This is a genomic window from Aminobacter sp. LjRoot7 (assembly GCF_964252895.1).
Lineage (GTDB): Bacteria > Pseudomonadota > Alphaproteobacteria > Rhizobiales > Rhizobiaceae > Aminobacter > Aminobacter aminovorans_B.
The window spans coordinates 174,230-190,618 of the sequence record NZ_CAXUPX020000007.1; the positions used below are offsets into that span (position 1 = coordinate 174,230).

The following is a 16,389-nucleotide window of genomic DNA, read 5'->3' on the forward strand; positions in this document are numbered from 1 at the left end:
GATGTTAGCGGATAGGTTCTCGACTCGCCGCCAGACAAGTGATCGGTCGGAGGTGCGCATGCCAGAGATTTCAAGAGAGTAGCTGCTGAATGAATGCGACCACGGGGACAGCGGAGTTCTCCACGCGATACGGGCCTGTGCTCATCAAGGCACACGACCGTCCGATTGCAGATTCGTTGTCCAAGTACGGCGAGTGGGCGCAGATCGAGATCGACTTCCTTGCTCAATTCATTTCGCCAGGCAGTCTCGTTCTGGATGTTGGAGGCCATGTCGGGCTTCATGCGCGTGCCTTTGCCAGTATCTCCAAGGGTGTGAGAGTCCACTCGTTTGAAGCGCAGCCACAATTGGCCGGTTTGCTGTCGCGTAACGCTGAGCAATTTGAAGGGCAGATCAGTGTTCACGTGGGGGCCATCGGCGAGAAAGCCGGACGTGCCTATATCGGGCGGCTGCCTGACGATCAAAATGTGAATGCCGGCGCACAGTCGGTCAAAAGCGTGGCTGGCTCAAATGACATTGCTGTCGAAGTCAGGGCGATTGACGACTATCAGTTCGACCGGGTTGCCTTCATCAAGATGGATATCGAAGGCTATGAGTCCCTGGCGCTGAAAGGCGCCTTCAAGACGATCAAGCGCGACAAGCCGGCAATCTTTTGCGAAGTGAACTCGATAGGGCATGCTTCGGGCCTGTTTGATGTGATGTCCGCGCACGACTACGTCTCGTACTTCGTGTCGACATCCGCCTACAACGCTCAAAACAGCAATGGCGATCCGGAGAATATGTTCGGTGTCGCGCACGAGACAGCGCTGCTGTTCCTGCCGGCAGATCGCCAGGCCCCGTTGCAAGGCCGCGCCAGCGTGTGCAAGAGGGTGGACGGCATCGACGAGCTCGTGCCGTATTTCGTTGCTGCTCCGCGCTATGGCGACGATACGGACCACGACCGGAATTGGGTCGCGCTCAATGAAGAACTGGTCGCTGTAAAGCGTATGCTTTTCGAGGCAAAGGCTGAGGTAGTGTCCCAGCACGCCGACGTTGCGGACCGTGATCGCAAGTTGGTCGCGCTCGATGAAGAACTGGCCGCTGCAAAGCGCACGCTTGCCGAGGCAAGGGCTGTGGCAGAGTCCCGGCAAGCCGATGTTACGTACCGCGATCGCAAGTTGGTTGCCCTCACTGAAGAGCTGGCGGTCGTAAGGCGCTCGCTAATCGAAGCGAAAGCTGCGGCAGCGCTCCGACAGGCGGATGAACCGGATCGCGACCGGAATTGGTCCCCCGATGAACAGCTGGCAGTCGTGCGGCGCGAACTGACCGAGGCTAGGGCAACCGCATCCAAGCATCAAGTCGAAGCTGCGATCCACCGTAGCGAAGTTGCCCGGCTTAACGAGGCAGCCAGCTTGTATCGCATTCGGCATGACCGTTTGTCCGAGTACATTTCGGATGGGCAACTAGCGGCACGCCGGCGCAGTGCACTGGGAACCCTGGCGCGCAGGTTCGGGCGTTCGGAACTGGCGCAGATCTGTCGAACCTTAGTCAATTCGGGGCTGTTTGACCGCAAGTGGTACAAGGACAGCTACCCTGATGTCGGCGCCTCCCGGCACGAGCCAGTGGTCCACTACGTGCTCTTTGGCGCCTATGAAGGGCGCGATCCATGCAAGGGCTTTGATAGCTCCTACTACCTCGAAAACAATGCGGACATTCGCCATTGGGGTGGTAATCCACTGTTGCACTACATAGAGCGCGGCGAGAATGAGGGCCGGTGGCCGAACGAAAACTTCGATCCCGCGTCCTATCTCAAGGCCAATCCGAACGCGGACAGGACGAAGACGCTGTTGAGCCAGCATCTCCAGGGCGTCGGCAGTGATGAGCATTTCAAGCCTTCATTTCGCCCGTCAGCTCCGGACTGGGATGCCTTTGAAGCCTTGGCAGCTGATATCGCTGCTCCCGTCGGATCGCCTGCTACGGTAGACGTGATTGTCCCGGTCTATCGCGGCTACGACGACACGCTGGCTTGCATCATGTCGGTGCTGACGAGCACGAATAAGACGGATCTTGAGCTGATCGTGGTCGATGACGCTTCGCCGGAGCCCGAGCTTTCGCGTGCGCTGGATCGGCTTGCGGGTATGGGCCTCATCACGCTGTTGCGAAATCAGAAAAACCTGGGTTTTGTCGCGACAGTGAACCGCGGCATCGCCCTTCACCCCGATCGCGACGTGCTGTTGCTCAACAGCGATACTCTGGTCTTCAATGATTGGCTCGATCGGCTGAAAGATCATGCCATGGGCAGTGAGGTGGCGACTGTAACGCCATTCACCAACAACGGTACAATCTGCAGCTACCCGAAATTCTGCAAGGACAATCCCGCCGAACTGGATGTTCCCTTTGCCAAGATCGACGAATACGCGGCTGCCGCAAACCGGGGCACAGCCGTCGAGGTGCCGACAGGTGTCGGTTTCTGCATGTATGTGACGCGTGCGACATTCGCAAAGATAGGCGATTTCGACGTCAAGACCTTCGGTCGCGGCTATGGCGAGGAGAACGACTTCTGCGTCCGCGCTGAAGCGCAAAACATGCGCAACCTGCACGCACTGGATGTCTTTGTCTTCCATTCGGGCGAGACGTCGTTCAGCTCGGGGGCTGCGCAGGCCAAGAAGGACGGTTACCGCGCGCTGATCAAGAAGCATCCTCACTACGCCCGTTCTGTCCAGCAATACCTCGCTACCGATCCTGCGAAAGCCGCGCGAGCACGGCTGGACATAGCCCGTCTTGTCGAAGGTCGCCTCGCACGGGTCGTACTTTGCTTTACCCATGGCTGGGGTGGCGGAATCGATCGGTACCTTGCCGACCGCGCGGCTTCCGGCATGTCGAGCGGGGAAGCGCTGCTTTGTGCTGTGCCTGTGCGGGATGGTACGGCGGTCAGAATCACCAATGTCGCATCGCAAGGCGACTTCGCAAATCTCGAGCCTTTTGCGGTCGAAGGCAGCCTTTCAACGCTTGTCGAGCAGCTCCAGGGTGTCGTTTCGCATATCGAGGTCCACAGCACGGTCCGATGGTCAAGCAAGATCCTCGACTTGGTGCCGGAACTGGCGCGCGAACTGGGCGTGACCTATGGCATCATGTTGCATGACTATGTGTCCATTTGCCCGCAGATAACCCTGATCGACGGTTCGGGGCACTATTGCGGTGAAGCGGGTGACGATCAGTGCAACCGTTGCATCGGCGAAAACCCCAAGTCTCCCCACACCATCCATCCAGACTGGCAGTCCACCGACATGACGGAGATTGACGGCTGGCGGCAGCGCTACAGGGGTTTCGTCGCGGGGGCGCGCGAAGTGGCCGCGCCCAGCAACGATGTCATTCAGCGCATGGCGCGCTATCATCCTGGTTGCGAAATCGTGCTGCGTCCGCACGCCGAACCCGACCGGCCTTTTGCCCGTAAAGTTGCTCTTCCGTATGAGGGCGGGGTGCTGAAGGTCGTGACAATCGGCGCTATCGGCGACCATAAGGGCGCCCGCATCCTAGAAGCCTGCATCGACGATGCCCGAAACCGCGAGCTTCCCATCGCGTTTTCGATCGTCGGCTTCACCAGCAGCACAAAGCTCAATAGCTCCTCGGAAATCCAGATCACCGGCGGCTACAAAGAGGACCAGGTATTCAACGCGCTTGACGACGTGAAAGCGCATGTGGCGCTTTTGCCTTCCGTTTGGCCGGAGACCTATTCCTATGCTCTGTCCATAGCGTTGGAGGCTGGCTACCCGGTCTGCACGTTCGACATGGGAGCCCCGGCCGAGCGCCTTCGCGCCTTGGGCACGGGGTTGCTCCTGCCGCTGGAAACGATGTCGGACCCGGCCAGGATCAACAACATGCTTCTGGCTCAGTTTGCGCTGGCCAAAAAAGAGCTGCTGCGAGCTTCGTGATCTGAATACATGCCATACCCAGTTCGCGCCAAGAGTAGGATGGTTGCCGAAGCTATCATCTTACTTACAACGCGAACTGCCTTTTTTGCCCTACAGATAGTCAGACTCGAGTGCAGGGCGAAGGTTCTCCATAACACGTACAAAGTCGGCGCGATCAGATCTGAACTTTTGTTCCCATTCTCGGCTCTTTTCGTCCGAGATTCTCTCGATTTGTCCCGTCTGAGCTTTCAACTTCTGAGGCGCTCCATGAATATGCGAGGCAATCCAGCTAAGGACTTCATCTGGGTTCTGGGCGATTTCCTCATAGAAAAATCTTTTGGGCTTGATTCCGCAGCGCGTGAAAAGCCGAGCAAACGCTATTTCGTCGTTTAGTGCGTGATGGCACCAGTGTTCGATCTTTTGCTCGCTGTATTCCATGGCGGCATGTCTCGTAACTGAATCGTCTGTCGCTTGGTGGCTGTGGTAGAGGCCGCTCTCTACGCTCCTGTAAAGCGATACAGCTTGAGCAATTATGTCTTTGCGGCGCAAATAGAATTCCACCAGTCTTGGCCGTGGAAGTTCCAGCATTTCGGCAACACAACTTGCCTGAAAATAGGACAACTCCAGGCCGACGACGCCATTTGAGGACCTGCTTATTCTGACGTGCTCAAGCAGGAGTTCGTTGACATCAAGCGGCGCGAATGGGCTGCCAACAATGTTTTCGTTAAACCATTCATCTGGCTTTCCGAGGACGCCGGTTCTTTCGGCCATTTCCATCAACCATGTACTTCCAGAACGAGCAGTGAAGTAAATGACGTATGGAACTGTCGTTTTTTTTATTTTGATTATCGTCTTTCGACGGATAACACTATTGTGCCCAAATGCGCTCCAGACCCAATCCCTAGGATGCATGCTGTTTTACTTTTCGCTCATTCTCGAAGATATCACTTCCCGGACGAGTTTCCGAGTTTTCCATAAGCTTCAGGGAATAGGTCCGTTCTGGAACTGGGTCAACGTGAGGGCGGCTCCTATCGACCTGTTGAAGACTCCAAACGTGCAAACGGCGGGCCTTGGCCCGCCGCTGTTGTGTTATCGGAGACCCGGCGCCTACCAAAGGTCGTAGCGTAGGCCGACCTTGACCTGGTGGTAGTCGACGCCTTTCTTGGTCGTGAGCGTGCTGAAGTCCATGTATTCCAGATCGGGGGCGCTCAGGTATTGGTAGCCGACGTCGATCGAGGTGTTCTGGGCGACGCGATATGCGACACCGGCGCCGACCGAGTATGCGAGCTTGTACTGCGCATCGCGGGCATAGAAGTCGAGCGTCGGGTCGACATCGTCGATGCTGACGCGCTGGCTTGAATAGATCAGGCCCAGGCCGGCGCCGACGTAGGGCGTGAAGCCGGCAATGGTGCCGAGATCGGCATAGACATTGGCCATGCCGTTCCAGAAGCTGTTCTTCAGAGAGACATCGGTGTCGACATCCGAAGCGTTGAAACTGTCGGTGCCCAGGAAGCCAACATTGAGCTCGCCACGCAGGAAATCACTGAAATGGTAGCCCGCGCCGATGCTGCCGGTGATGCTGGTGCTGTCCGATTCAGTGCCGAACAGCGTGAAGTCGTAGGGCGACTTGGTGATGTTGTAGCCGACGTCGCCGCGCAGGTACCAGCCGGAGCCGACTTCGACGGGGACATATTCCGGCGCCTCGTCGATGACAATGGGTGGGTCGTAGTCGGCAGCGCTGGCTGCCAGCGGCCAGAGCATGGTCGCGGCGATGGCCAGCGCTATGCGAGACTTCAAGGTCATGATCGCATTCTCCCGAAATGGCGCCAGGTGTTGCCGAGGAAACCAGCAGCCGTTCAGGTCATCATTAACCATAGAGGTTAAGTCGCGGTTAAGGATAACAGATGGTTAGCCGGTGTTTTGCGGTTGCGGCCACAAAGAAAAACCGCCCGGCGAGCCGGGCGGTTGGATGCTGGCAAGAACTGAGCTTTGCTTAGTTCAGCGAGTAGCGGACACCGAGCTTGAAGTCATGCGAGGTGATGTCCTTGAAATGCATGCCGTCGTTGGGACGGTTGAAGGCCGGGTCGTCGTTGTAGATCGTTCCGGTGCGTGCGTCACCGAGATTGACGAAGCTGTAGCCGAGGTCGACGGTCATCCGTTCGGTGGCCTTGATGCCAAGGCCTGCGTGCAGGGCCCAGGCAAAGTTCCACTTGGACTCTGAGCCAGCGTAGCCGCCGCCGTTAGCGATGACATTGGTGTCGCGGAAGCCCGAGATGGTGTTGCGCGACGCGCCAATGCCGGCGCCGACGTAAGGCGTAATGCCGTAGAAGGTGCCAACATCTGCGTAGGCGTTGGCAAGGAACAGCCATTCCGATTTCTTGGCGCGGTAGTCATTTGTGTTCGTCACGATAACGCCACCACCACTGTCGAAGGTGACGTAGTCAAGCGCGTTGAAGTTGGCCGATCCGCGATATTCGGCGGTGATGTCGCCGCGCAGGAAATCGTTGTACTGGTAGCCGACGCCGACGCTGAAGATGGGCGCCGAGCCGAAGCCACCCTTGTCGAGCCAGCCGCGGTCGACGATCGCCGGATCGTCAAACAGAACCGTATCGAGGGTCTTCACCCGCTGGTTGCTCATGCCGATGTGGCCGCGCAGATACCAGCCGCCATAGGATGGCTGCTCGACCTCGATGATCGGCTCGGGCATGTCGGCGGCGAATGCCGGTCCGGCAACGCCGACGAGCAGCGCGGCGAATAATGCGTTCCTTCCAATATTAAACATGCTGATAACCCTATCCTTGCGGACCGCAACGCGCCCGGCCATGACTAACCCGCGTGGATAATGCTTGGTATAGGTTAAGGCGTGCTTAACCGTGCTGGTTAACCACGTTACTTTGCAATCAGCGGTTTCATCGGCTGCCGCCAATAGTTTCGGCGCATGAAAAAAGCCCGCCGGAGGCGGGCTTTTCCGAATGTCTGAAGTTTCGAAATCAGGCGGCCGTGCGGCTTTCCGAGATGACGCCGACAATGTCGTTGACGACGGTTTCGACCAGCTGCGGGTCGTCGCCTTCGGCCATGACACGGATCAGCGGCTCGGTGCCCGAGGGGCGGATGACCAGGCGGCCGGTCTTGCCCAGCCGGTTGCGGCCGTCCTCGATCGCCGCCTTCACCAGCGTCTCCTCGAGCGGCTTGCCGCCGGAGAAGCGCACGTTCTTGAGCAGCTGCGGCACCGGCTCGAAGGTGCGGCTGAGCTCGCTCATCGGTTTGTTCGAGCGCTTGATGCAGGCCAGAACCTGCAGCGCCGCCACAAGGCCGTCGCCGGTGGTCGAATAGTCGGTCAGCACGATGTGGCCCGACTGCTCGCCGCCGATGTTCAGGCCATGCGCGCGCATGTGCTCGACGACATAGCGGTCGCCGACCTTGGTGCGGTGCAGTTCGAGGTTGAGTTCGCCGAGATAGCGCTCGAGGCCGAGGTTCGACATGACAGTCGCCACCACGCCGCCGCCGGCGAGGCGTCCGCTCTGCTGCCACGACTGGGCGATCAGCGCCATGATCTGGTCGCCGTCGACGACGGTGCCGTTCTCGTCGACGATGACGACGCGGTCGGCGTCGCCGTCGAGCGCGATGCCGATGTCGGCGCGGACCTCGTGGATCTTCTTCTGCAGGCCGGCCGGATGGGTCGAGCCACACTCGGCGTTGATGTTGAAGCCGTTGGGCTCGACATTGATCGGAATCACCTCGGCGCCGAGTTCCCAGAGTGCTGCGGGCGCCACCTTGTAGGCGGCACCGTTGGCGCAGTCGACGACGATGCGCAGGCCCGACAGCGACATCGAGCGGGGCAGGGTGCGCTTGGCGAATTCGATGTAGCGGTCATGCACTCCGTCGACGCGCTTGGCCCGGCCGAGCCCGTCGGAATCGGCGAGCAGCGCCTCGACGTCCTGGTCGAGCATCGCTTCGATGCGTTCCTCGATCTCGTCGGAGAGCTTGTAGCCGTCGGGGCCGAACAGCTTTATGCCGTTGTCGTGGTAGGGGTTGTGCGAGGCCGAGATCATCACGCCGATGTCGGCGCGCAGCGAGCGCACCAGCATGGCGACAGCCGGCGTCGGGATCGGGCCGAGCAGGAACACGTCCATGCCGGCGGCGCACAGGCCCGACACCAGCGCGTTCTCGATCATGTAGCCCGACAGGCGCGTGTCCTTGCCGAGCACGACGCGGTGGCGGTGGTTGCCGCGCTGGAACGACAGGCCGGCGGCCATGCCGACCTTCATCGCAACCTCTGCGGTCATCGGAAATTTGTTGGCCCGTCCGCGAATGCCGTCGGTGCCGAAATAGCGTCCAGCCATGTTTAGCCTGTCCCCGTGAAGTCCACCCGCGCTTGCTTTGCCACAACGCGGGCCGACCAACGCATCACATTTGGTGATTTTATGTCACAAAAGCTTAGAAAAGGGTTGGGGTTTTTGGGAGGGAGCGAAGCCTGATATCAGTGAGGCGTGGCAAATGACGATGCTCAAGCCTTTGAGAACAGCGAGAGGTCTGCCAAGTATGCATCGATAGCGCCCTGCAGTTCCGTCAAATGCAGGAACCGCGACCGGATCATCTCGGAATTGTAGCCGTATAGGGGTTTGCCGATGCCAACCCCTGCATATTTGCGGAATGTGTGTATCGCAGGAATGATTAGAAACTGCTGTTCGTTGATTGTGGGGAGATTGAATGCACTTCGCAACTCAGGAATTTTCGCGCAATCGAAAACTACACCATGGGCGATGTCGTTTCGAATTCCAGCGAAACCATCACAGAACTGCCTAATTACAGCGAGGCCAGCCTCCATTTCTTGGCTTGGCCTCTTAACAAAAAAGGTATCCGCAGCATCGGCTAGTTGCTGAATTCTGTATTTGTACACCAGTCCGTCGCCATACCGCCGGATGGTTTCCCAGTCGTCCTCAGCTGCGTGAAAAAGCGAGTACAATCGAGCAAGTTTGAATTCGATGTACTCCCAAGCAGACAAGAACTCGCCGACCGCTGAGAACAGCGGTGAAAATGCTGAATCTGCCCTATCAGGCAGTGGAGGCGACTCCCAAGGTTTCGGCATCTTCAATCATTTCTTGCATTGTGCGGAACAGGATGTTCCTGTTTTGTACTGAAATTGCAGGCAAAATCAAGGTACTCTGCGTACCTCAAGGGCCGCGGCAGATTAGCCTTCGGTCTACCAGTCCTTCTTCTTCGCTGTCCAATCCGTCTGGGTAGCGGCTGTGCAGGTACCCGCTCCACCTTGCCATTCCCCCAAATCCCGCTAGACAGGAATTCCGGCTCCAATCGAGGAACACGATATGCCGGATATCTCCACACTCATGCTTTTTGCCGCCGCGTCGGTGGTTTTGACCGCCACGCTCGGTCCCGACATGCTGCTCATCGCTTCGCGTAGCATCAGCCAGGGGCGCTCGGCGGGCTTCCTAACCTATCTCGGCATCGCGCTTGGCACCTATAGCCATGCGCTTGCCGCTGCCCTTGGGCTTTCGCAGCTGTTTGTTGCGGTGCCCGTCGCCTATGAGATCGTGCGCTGGGCCGGTTGCGCCTACCTGCTCTACCTTGCCTGGAAGACGCTGCGATCCGACGGTACAGCCCTTGCGCCGACCTCCGATCTCAAGCGGTACTCGCCAAGGCGCATTCTCGGCGAGGGGCTTGCCACCAACTTGCTCAACCCGAAGATGGCACTGTTCGTGCTGGCGCTGTTTCCGCAGTTCATCCGTCCCGAAGCCGGATCGATGATCGCACAGACACTGGTGTTGGCGACAGTGCTCAACGGGATCGGCTTCATCGTCAATGGCTCGGTCATCCTGCTGAGCAGCCACCTGCGCCAGCGCGCCGGCGGCCTGGTGCGGCTGGGCAAGCTGCCGCAGTATTTCCTCGCCAGCGTCCTTGCCGGTCTGGCATGCCGGGTGGCGCTGGGCAGCCGAAACTGAGCACACCGAAGATGAAGAACCACCGCTGAGTTTCCTCGGCGGCGGTTCTCTGAGGCGGAATCAGCTCACGTCGCTAGCCTGGCGCCGGCCAGCAGGTCGTCGATGACCGATGCCCGGAACGCGCCGCTCTCCGGAGTGCCGTCGTTGTTCATGAGAAGTGCTGCCACGTGGCTCTGGTCCTCCGACAGCGCCACGATGTTGGAGGCCCCGTTGTCGCTGCCGGTGTGGCCGACGACCTTGCGGCTTGCGGTTTCCTCCTCGGTCCAGCCGAGCCCCTGATACGGGTAAATTTTCGTGTCGACCTGCCGGCGCAGCATTTCGGCTGACGCGCGCGCAGACAGGATGGCATCAGGGCTTCCGCCCAGCATGGCATGCAGCGATTTTGCGAGATCGCTCACCGAGCAGCGCAACATGCCGGCGGGAACGTCGGGATAGCCCTGCTGCGGCAGTTCGACGAACGCGCCGTCCTCAAAGCTGTAAGGTTTGGACAGCACATCGGGCTGGAACTCCCTCAGATACCAATGGGCATTGCTGACGCCGATCGGGTTGAGAATGTTCTCCTTCACATAGGCCGAGAAGCCTTTCCCGCTGACGCGTTCGACGACGTAGCCAGCCAAGGCAATGGCAACGTTGCTGTATTCCCATTTCGCGCCCGGCTCCGTCCTGAGAAAGGAGGTCTCGGGCGCGTAAGTGTTGCCGCCCTTCACAAGATAGTCCCTCAGGAAGTCCGACAGGCTTTGCGTCGGGTCGCCCGGGAAAGACACGTCGCCGTGGCCTTCGTCAAAAATGCTGGAGGTGTGGGTCAGCAAATGATGCGGCGTGATCGGCAGCTGCGGATGGTGAGGGTTGCGAACCTGAAAGTCGATGAACCCGCTGACGTCGCCATGCAGATCGAGGCCCTTGCGCTCAAACAGCTGCACCAGCGCTGAGGCCGTGAAAAGCTTGCTGACGGACGCCAGGTGCATGGGGGTATCAGCGGTAAGCTTTCGCAGCTGTTTCAGGTCGGCAAAGCCGAATGCGCCGGTGTAGAGCGTGGCGTTGTCCCTTGATGCGATGGCCATGGCAGCACCCACGACATTCGCTGATTTCATTCGTGCGGGAATGCCGGCTTCGAAGTCGAGGCGCCAAGCCTCGAACGAGGGGGTCTTCGCCTCATCCACGAAGGCCAAGGAACCTTGAGGAATGAGCAATCCGGTCAGTCCCAGTTTGAGCAATGAACGACGCGATGCGACCATGAACTGTTCCGCTTTCTGGCAGCCTGCCGGTGGAATGCGATTCGGATGCGCCCCAAGCACTGTGGCAGCGTGCCGACGACTTCGGCGAAAGCTTGGCAAAAACGATTGTCTACTTGGAGGGCGGGCCCGGAATGCAAAAACGCCGCCGAGTTTCCTCGGCGGCGTTTTTCATTCAGTACCGGCGTCCGGGCCTCAGCTCGACGGCTGGGGCTCCATGCCGCCTTCGGGCTCCGAACCCTTCTTCTTGCCGCGGGTCGAGCCGGCCTTGGGCACAGCCGAGCCGCGCGACGGCGGGGTGTCGTCGCCCATGTCGCGGGAGGGCTTGTTGCCGGCGATCAGCTGCTTGATCTCTTCGCCAGACAGCGTCTCGTATTCGAGCAGGCCTTCGGCGAGTGCGATCCAGTCCTTCTTCTTCTTGGTCAGGATGGTCCTGGCCGTCGAATAGGCCTCGTCGATCAGGCGGCGCACTTCGGCGTCGATGATCTGGGCGGTCTCTTCAGAGACGTTCTGGGTGCGGGCCACCGAATGGCCGAGGAACACTTCTTCCTGGTTGTCGCCATAAGCGACATGGCCAAGCTTGTCGGAGAAGCCCCAGCGGGTGACCATAGCGCGTGCCAGCTTGGTCGCCTGCTCGATGTCGGAGGAGGCGCCGGAGGTGATGTTCTCCTTGCCGAACTTGAACTCCTCGGCGACGCGGCCGCCCATCATGATCGCCAGGCGCGAGATCATGTACTTGTAGCTCATCGAATAGCGGTCGCCTTCCGGCAGCTGCATGACCATGCCCAGCGCACGGCCGCGCGGGATGATTGTCGCCTTGTGCAGCGGATCGGCCGACGGCACGTTGAGCGCCAGGATGGCATGGCCGGATTCGTGATAGGCGGTCAGCTCCTTCTCGGCCAGGGTCATGGCCGACGAGCGGCGCTCGGCGCCCATCATGATCTTGTCCTTGGCGTCCTCGAACTCCTGCATGGTGACAAGGCGCTTGTTGCGGCGCGCTGCCATCAGGGCGGATTCGTTGACCAGGTTCATCAGGTCGGCGCCCGAGAAGCCCGGCGTGCCGCGGGCGACCGTCTTGAGGTCGACATTCGGTGCCAGCGGAACGTTGCGGACATGGACCTTGAGGATCTTCTCGCGGCCGACGATGTCTGGGTTCGGCACCACGACCTGGCGGTCAAAGCGGCCCGGACGCAGCAGCGCGGGATCGAGAACGTCGGGACGGTTGGTCGCGGCGATCAGGATGATCGACTCATTGGCCTCGAAGCCGTCCATTTCGACCAGCAGCTGGTTCAGCGTCTGCTCGCGTTCGTCGTTGCCGCCGCCGAGACCGGCGCCACGATGGCGGCCGACGGCGTCGATTTCGTCGATGAAGATGATGCAGGGCGCGTTCTTCTTGGCCTGCTCGAACATGTCGCGGACGCGGGAGGCACCCACGCCGACGAACATTTCGACGAAGTCCGAACCGGAGATGGTGAAGAACGGCACATTGGCTTCACCGGCGACGGAACGGGCAAGCAGTGTCTTACCGGTGCCGGGAGGGCCAACGAGCAGCACGCCGCGCGGAATCTTGCCGCCCAGGCGCTGGAACTTCTGCGGGTCGCGCAGGAACTCGACGATCTCTTCGAGGTCTTCCTTGGCTTCGTCGACACCGGCGACGTCGCCGAAGGTGACGCGGCCATGCGCCTCGGTCAGAAGCTTGGCCTTGGACTTGCCGAAGCCCATGGCGCGGCCGGAACCGGACTGCATCTGGCGCATGAAGAAGATCCACACGCCGAGGATCAGGATCATCGGCAGCCAGGACAGCAGCACCGAGAAGATCGAGCCCGAACCGTCATTTTCAGGGCGGGCGTTGATGGTCACGTTCTTTTGCTCGAGGCGCGACACCAGCGTCGGGTCGCCCGGCGAGTAGGTCTGGAAGCCTGTCGAGTTGTCGATATAGGTGCCGCTGATACGATCACCGGCAATCGTCACCGTCTTGACGCGGCCCGAGTCCAGATCCTGGAGGAACTGCGAATACGCCACTTCGCTGGACGCGCCGCGGGTCTGCGGGGTCTGGAACAGATTGAACAGGGCGATGAGCAGAACGGCTATGATCGCCCACAGCGCGAAGTTGCGATAGTTCGGATTCATCGAGTTTCCCGTTGGCGCTCACGGGGAGCGCGTATGGTGAGAGTAAGCTTGCCCCTAACATAGGCACGGGCTCCCACATTGCCAAGCGCGTCCCTAAGTCTCGGTTAAGGTCAAACACCAATGTGACCACGGCATGGCGAGGCCGGGATCGGGCGTGCGCCAATCAGTTTTTGTACTGCCCGGGCCGGGGCAAGGTCGAAGCCCGGCAGGAATCGCGCCCAAGGGGCGGTCACCGCGTCAGCATTTGTTAGAAACGCTGGGCCGGCCAATGTTCCGCCACTCCACAAAGCTGGCTCGGTCGCAAGTGCCGCCCTGACAAGACTTTGCGGCGCATTTGCCTCCGGCGACATCGAGATCGCTGCCGTCAATCCAAGCGGCGCGACGGTCATTTCAGCTTGTCCCGGCTGTGGCGTGGAAATGCTGTAGCGGCCATCCCACAGGCCTGCCGCCAGTGGCATCGCCGCCGGCAATCCGCGCCCCTCGCGCAGCAGGAAAATGCCGCTGTTCCTGCTGTCGACGAGCGCGCGCGACAATGTGGCGCGGGCGGGTTTTTGCTTAGCCGACCCTTCGGCGAGACGCTTCAGCAGGTCGTGGACATTTGCCTCGTCAGGCAAATGCGGCATGCCTCCTGATACCGCGATCAGAATGCGCAGTGCATAGGCTGCGGCATCGCTGTCGTGCGCCTCAGCGAATGCCGGGTCGAGACGGGTCAGGCCGGGGCCGACGCGGCTGGAGTGGGCGGCAATCAGTGCCGCGGCGCGTTCGCCCAGTTCGGTCCGAGCCACACCCGCCTGCCGTGCGTTGGCAAGGGCGGTCTCGACCTGCTGATCTCCACCTTGCTGGAGCGCCTGCCGCATGCGCGGGCGCTCATAGGCATCGTTGGTGTTGGTGGGGTCGTCGATCCAGTCGGTGCCGTGCGCCCGGAGCACGTCGCGCAGCCGCTCGCGGCGCTGGCCAAGCAGGGGGCGGACGATCCAGACGTCGCCATCGAAAAGCGTTACGGGGGCCATGCCGGCGGCACCACGGCCGGTGCCGCGCGCGCCGCGCATCAACACCGTCTCAGCCTGGTCGTCGGCGGTGTGGCCGGTGACGACGATCGTCGCGCCTGCCTGCCGCGCCGCCTCGGCCAGGAGATCGTAGCGCGCGTCGCGCGCCGCGGCTGCGATGCCGGTCGACGGCTTGTCGCCGCTCCAGCGTATCGTGCGGTGGGCGATATGGTATTGGGCGCAGAGCTGTACCACGACGTCGGCCTCGGCGCCCGAACCGGGGCGCAGCGCGTGGTCGACGGTCACCGCCAGCAGCCGCGTTAAGGGCGCGTACCGGTCGAGATGCGATTTGAGAAGAAGAAGAAGCGCTGTCGAGTCGCTGCCGCCTGATACCGCTGTGACGATCGTTGTCTGCGAAGCGAAGTCGAACTCGGAAAAGTCTTGATAAAAATCGGCGTCGATCGGCTGCGTCAGCACGCGGCGAGAGCCCGTTCCTGCTTGACCCGCTCCTTGATCGCGCCGGAGACGTCGGGGTAGCGCTTGCCGATCTCACCGAAGGTGGCGCAGGCAACTTCGCGCTGCTTCAGGCCGACGAGCGAAACGCCGAGCTTGAGCATCATTTCAGGCGCCTTCTTGGACTTCGGATATTCCTTCGAGGCGTTCAGGAAAATCTCGGCGGCGTCGCGGTACTTCTTCTGCCCGAGAAGGGACTCACCTAGCCAGAAGCGGGCATCGGCCGTCTTGGGGTCGGCGGGGAAGCGCGAGATGTGGTCGCGAAAACCCTGTTCTGCGGTGGTGTAGTCGCCCGAAAGCACGAACTGGTAGGAGTTGCGGTAGAGCTCGTCAGGATCGTTGGTGTCGGGCAATGCGGCAACGGCGGTGCCATTGCTCTTCGGCTGCGCCGGCTGTGCTGCGACGGGCGCCTGGGGGTGGGCCGGGGCGGCGGCCTGCGGGTTGGCGGATTCGGACACGACGTTGCCATTCGCATCGACGGTGATGGTGCCGAAGGTCGTCGGCGGCGCGCCGGTACCGCCGGCAACAGCACCGGGCTCGCCGGTTCCGGATTCGGTGATCACTTCTCCGGCGCTGTTCGTGCCGGCCGCCGGTGCGGTCGCCGTCTGCGCCGCACCAGGTTGAGGCGCCGTGGGCGCCTCAACGATCGAGCTGTTGCTCTTGCCGGAGGCGTCAGACTTCTTCTGTCCGCCGCCCTCGATTTCCTGGAAGCGGAACTCGTTGTCTTCCTGCATCTTCCGCATCTGCTCCTGCATCTGCAGGATCTGGAAGTTCAGCTCCTCGATGGAGCCGTTGAGCTTGCGGATTTCCTCCTCGAGCGCGGTGACGCGCGGATCGCCCGCCTGGGCGAGCTGGATCGGAGCTTCGGTGCTCTCAGTCTTGCTGCCGAAAACGCCCGGCAGGCCGATCTTTGGGAAGTCGATGCCGATGCCATCGCGCGCATGCGCCGCAGCTCCCGACAGAAGGAAGATGGCAAGTGTGCCACTCAGGATTGATCGAAAATGCATTAGCCTCTCGCCATGGAAGAGAAATTGGTTGCTTCGCGCCGATGCGCTCTCGTCATTTATCAGGACCGGAGACTTCGGCCAAATTTTGTTTCGGACCGCCAGATAAGCAAAAGGCGGCCCGAAGACCGCCTTTCGTTCAACTTGTTGGCTTTCGTGCAGCTCAGCTGCCGGCGCCCGACAGCGTCGTGACGGCGCGGCGGTTCTGCGACCAGCAGGAGATGTCGTCGCAAACCGCGACCGGACGTTCCTTGCCGTAGGAGATCGTCTTCAGGCGGTTCGAGGCAACACCCTGCGAGATCAGGTAGTCGCGGGCAGCAGCGGCGCGACGTGCACCGAGTGCCAGGTTGTATTCGCGGGTGCCGCGTTCGTCGGCATGGCCTTCGACAACGACGGCGTACTGGCCGTACTTGTTCAGCCACTGTGCCTGACGGCTCAGGATGCCCTGCGCGTCGGCACGAACCGACGAGGAATCGGTGTCAAAGAAGATACGGTCGCCGACATTGACGGTGAAGTCCTGCGACGAGCCCGGCGTAGCCGAACCGGCGCCACCGCCGAGGCCGAGGTCGGCCGCGTTGTTCGGGGTTTTCTTCGAGGCGCAGCCTGCAATCGCCAGAGAGGCGATCAGGGCCACGACCACAGGGTTGGTTGCAAATTTTGCGATACGGCGCATCCAG

At 60.8% G+C, this 16,389-nt stretch carries 12 protein-coding genes; 2 read left to right on the forward strand and 10 right to left on the reverse strand.

Features of this window, described 5'->3' with window-relative positions:
• Positions 1–89: 89 nt before the first annotated feature.
• Entirely contained in the window at positions 90–3,908 is a 3,819-nt protein-coding gene (locus ACSQ3E_RS19850; RefSeq protein WP_436124003.1) for an FkbM family methyltransferase, read from the forward strand.
• Positions 3,909–3,998: 90 nt separating this feature from the next.
• Here ACSQ3E_RS19850 and ACSQ3E_RS19855 read toward each other — a convergent pair whose 3' ends face one another.
• The 5 genes from ACSQ3E_RS19855 to ACSQ3E_RS19875 form a co-directional block, all read right to left on the reverse strand.
• A complete protein-coding gene (locus ACSQ3E_RS19855) occupies positions 3,999–4,799 on the reverse strand; it encodes a Stf0 family sulfotransferase (protein ID WP_436124004.1) in 801 nt (266 codons plus the stop codon).
• A gap of 195 nt (positions 4,800–4,994) precedes the next feature.
• Positions 4,995–5,690, reverse strand: coding sequence for an outer membrane protein (locus tag ACSQ3E_RS19860; protein WP_436124005.1), 696 nt, complete (start codon positions 5,688–5,690; stop codon positions 4,995–4,997).
• Positions 5,691–5,880: 190 nt separating this feature from the next.
• A complete protein-coding gene (locus tag ACSQ3E_RS19865) occupies positions 5,881–6,669 on the reverse strand; it encodes an outer membrane protein (RefSeq protein ID WP_310321029.1) in 789 nt (262 codons plus the stop codon).
• Between the two features lie 208 nt (positions 6,670–6,877).
• The gene (glmM, locus tag ACSQ3E_RS19870; RefSeq protein WP_436124006.1) at positions 6,878–8,230 is read right to left on the reverse strand and encodes a phosphoglucosamine mutase; all 1,353 of its coding nucleotides are present in this window, start codon (positions 8,228–8,230) and stop codon (positions 6,878–6,880) included.
• Positions 8,231–8,394: 164 nt separating this feature from the next.
• Positions 8,395–8,982: a hypothetical protein gene (locus tag ACSQ3E_RS19875; RefSeq protein ID WP_436124007.1), complete on the reverse strand. Its 588-nt coding sequence runs from the start codon at positions 8,980–8,982 to the stop codon at positions 8,395–8,397.
• 232 nt (positions 8,983–9,214) lie between these two features.
• Between ACSQ3E_RS19875 and ACSQ3E_RS19880 the strand changes: the two genes are divergently transcribed.
• The gene (locus ACSQ3E_RS19880) at positions 9,215–9,847 is read left to right on the forward strand and encodes a LysE family translocator (protein WP_436124008.1); all 633 of its coding nucleotides are present in this window, start codon (positions 9,215–9,217) and stop codon (positions 9,845–9,847) included.
• A 65-nt stretch (positions 9,848–9,912) separates the two neighbouring features.
• Here ACSQ3E_RS19880 and ACSQ3E_RS19885 read toward each other — a convergent pair whose 3' ends face one another.
• The 5 genes from ACSQ3E_RS19885 to pal form a co-directional block, all read right to left on the reverse strand.
• On the reverse strand, positions 9,913–11,142 hold the full coding sequence (locus tag ACSQ3E_RS19885; RefSeq protein ID WP_436124009.1) for a serine hydrolase domain-containing protein: 1,230 nt from the start codon (positions 11,140–11,142) through the stop codon (positions 9,913–9,915).
• A 132-nt stretch (positions 11,143–11,274) separates the two neighbouring features.
• Positions 11,275–13,209 carry an ATP-dependent zinc metalloprotease FtsH gene (gene ftsH, locus ACSQ3E_RS19890; RefSeq protein WP_310321038.1) on the reverse strand — a complete coding sequence of 645 codons (1,935 nt, stop codon included), beginning with the start codon at positions 13,207–13,209 and terminating at the stop codon, positions 11,275–11,277.
• A gap of 110 nt (positions 13,210–13,319) precedes the next feature.
• A complete protein-coding gene (tilS, locus tag ACSQ3E_RS19895; RefSeq protein ID WP_436124010.1) occupies positions 13,320–14,672 on the reverse strand; it encodes a tRNA lysidine(34) synthetase TilS in 1,353 nt (450 codons plus the stop codon).
• A complete protein-coding gene (gene ybgF / locus ACSQ3E_RS19900) occupies positions 14,666–15,715 on the reverse strand; it encodes a tol-pal system protein YbgF (protein ID WP_436124011.1) in 1,050 nt (349 codons plus the stop codon). The genes tilS and ybgF overlap by 7 nt, the downstream gene beginning before the upstream one ends.
• Positions 15,716–15,875: 160 nt before the next feature.
• The gene (pal, locus tag ACSQ3E_RS19905; protein WP_115730431.1) at positions 15,876–16,385 is read right to left on the reverse strand and encodes a peptidoglycan-associated lipoprotein Pal; all 510 of its coding nucleotides are present in this window, start codon (positions 16,383–16,385) and stop codon (positions 15,876–15,878) included.
• Positions 16,386–16,389 lie beyond the last annotated feature (4 nt).

Coding starts and splice junctions, on each gene's coding strand:
- ACSQ3E_RS19850 (WP_436124003.1), top strand. CDS start 90: ATGAATGCGACCACGGGGACAGCGGAGTTCTCCACGCGATACGGGCCT.
- ACSQ3E_RS19880 (WP_436124008.1), top strand. CDS start 9,215: ATGCCGGATATCTCCACACTCATGCTTTTTGCCGCCGCGTCGGTGGTT.
- ybgF (WP_436124011.1), bottom strand. CDS start 15,715: ATGCATTTTCGATCAATCCTGAGTGGCACACTTGCCATCTTCCTTCTG.
- ACSQ3E_RS19860 (WP_436124005.1), bottom strand. CDS start 5,690: ATGACCTTGAAGTCTCGCATAGCGCTGGCCATCGCCGCGACCATGCTC.
- ftsH (WP_310321038.1), bottom strand. CDS start 13,209: ATGAATCCGAACTATCGCAACTTCGCGCTGTGGGCGATCATAGCCGTT.
- ACSQ3E_RS19855 (WP_436124004.1), bottom strand. CDS start 4,799: ATGCATCCTAGGGATTGGGTCTGGAGCGCATTTGGGCACAATAGTGTT.
- pal (WP_115730431.1), bottom strand. CDS start 16,385: ATGCGCCGTATCGCAAAATTTGCAACCAACCCTGTGGTCGTGGCCCTG.
- ACSQ3E_RS19865 (WP_310321029.1), bottom strand. CDS start 6,669: ATGTTTAATATTGGAAGGAACGCATTATTCGCCGCGCTGCTCGTCGGC.
- glmM (WP_436124006.1), bottom strand. CDS start 8,230: ATGGCTGGACGCTATTTCGGCACCGACGGCATTCGCGGACGGGCCAAC.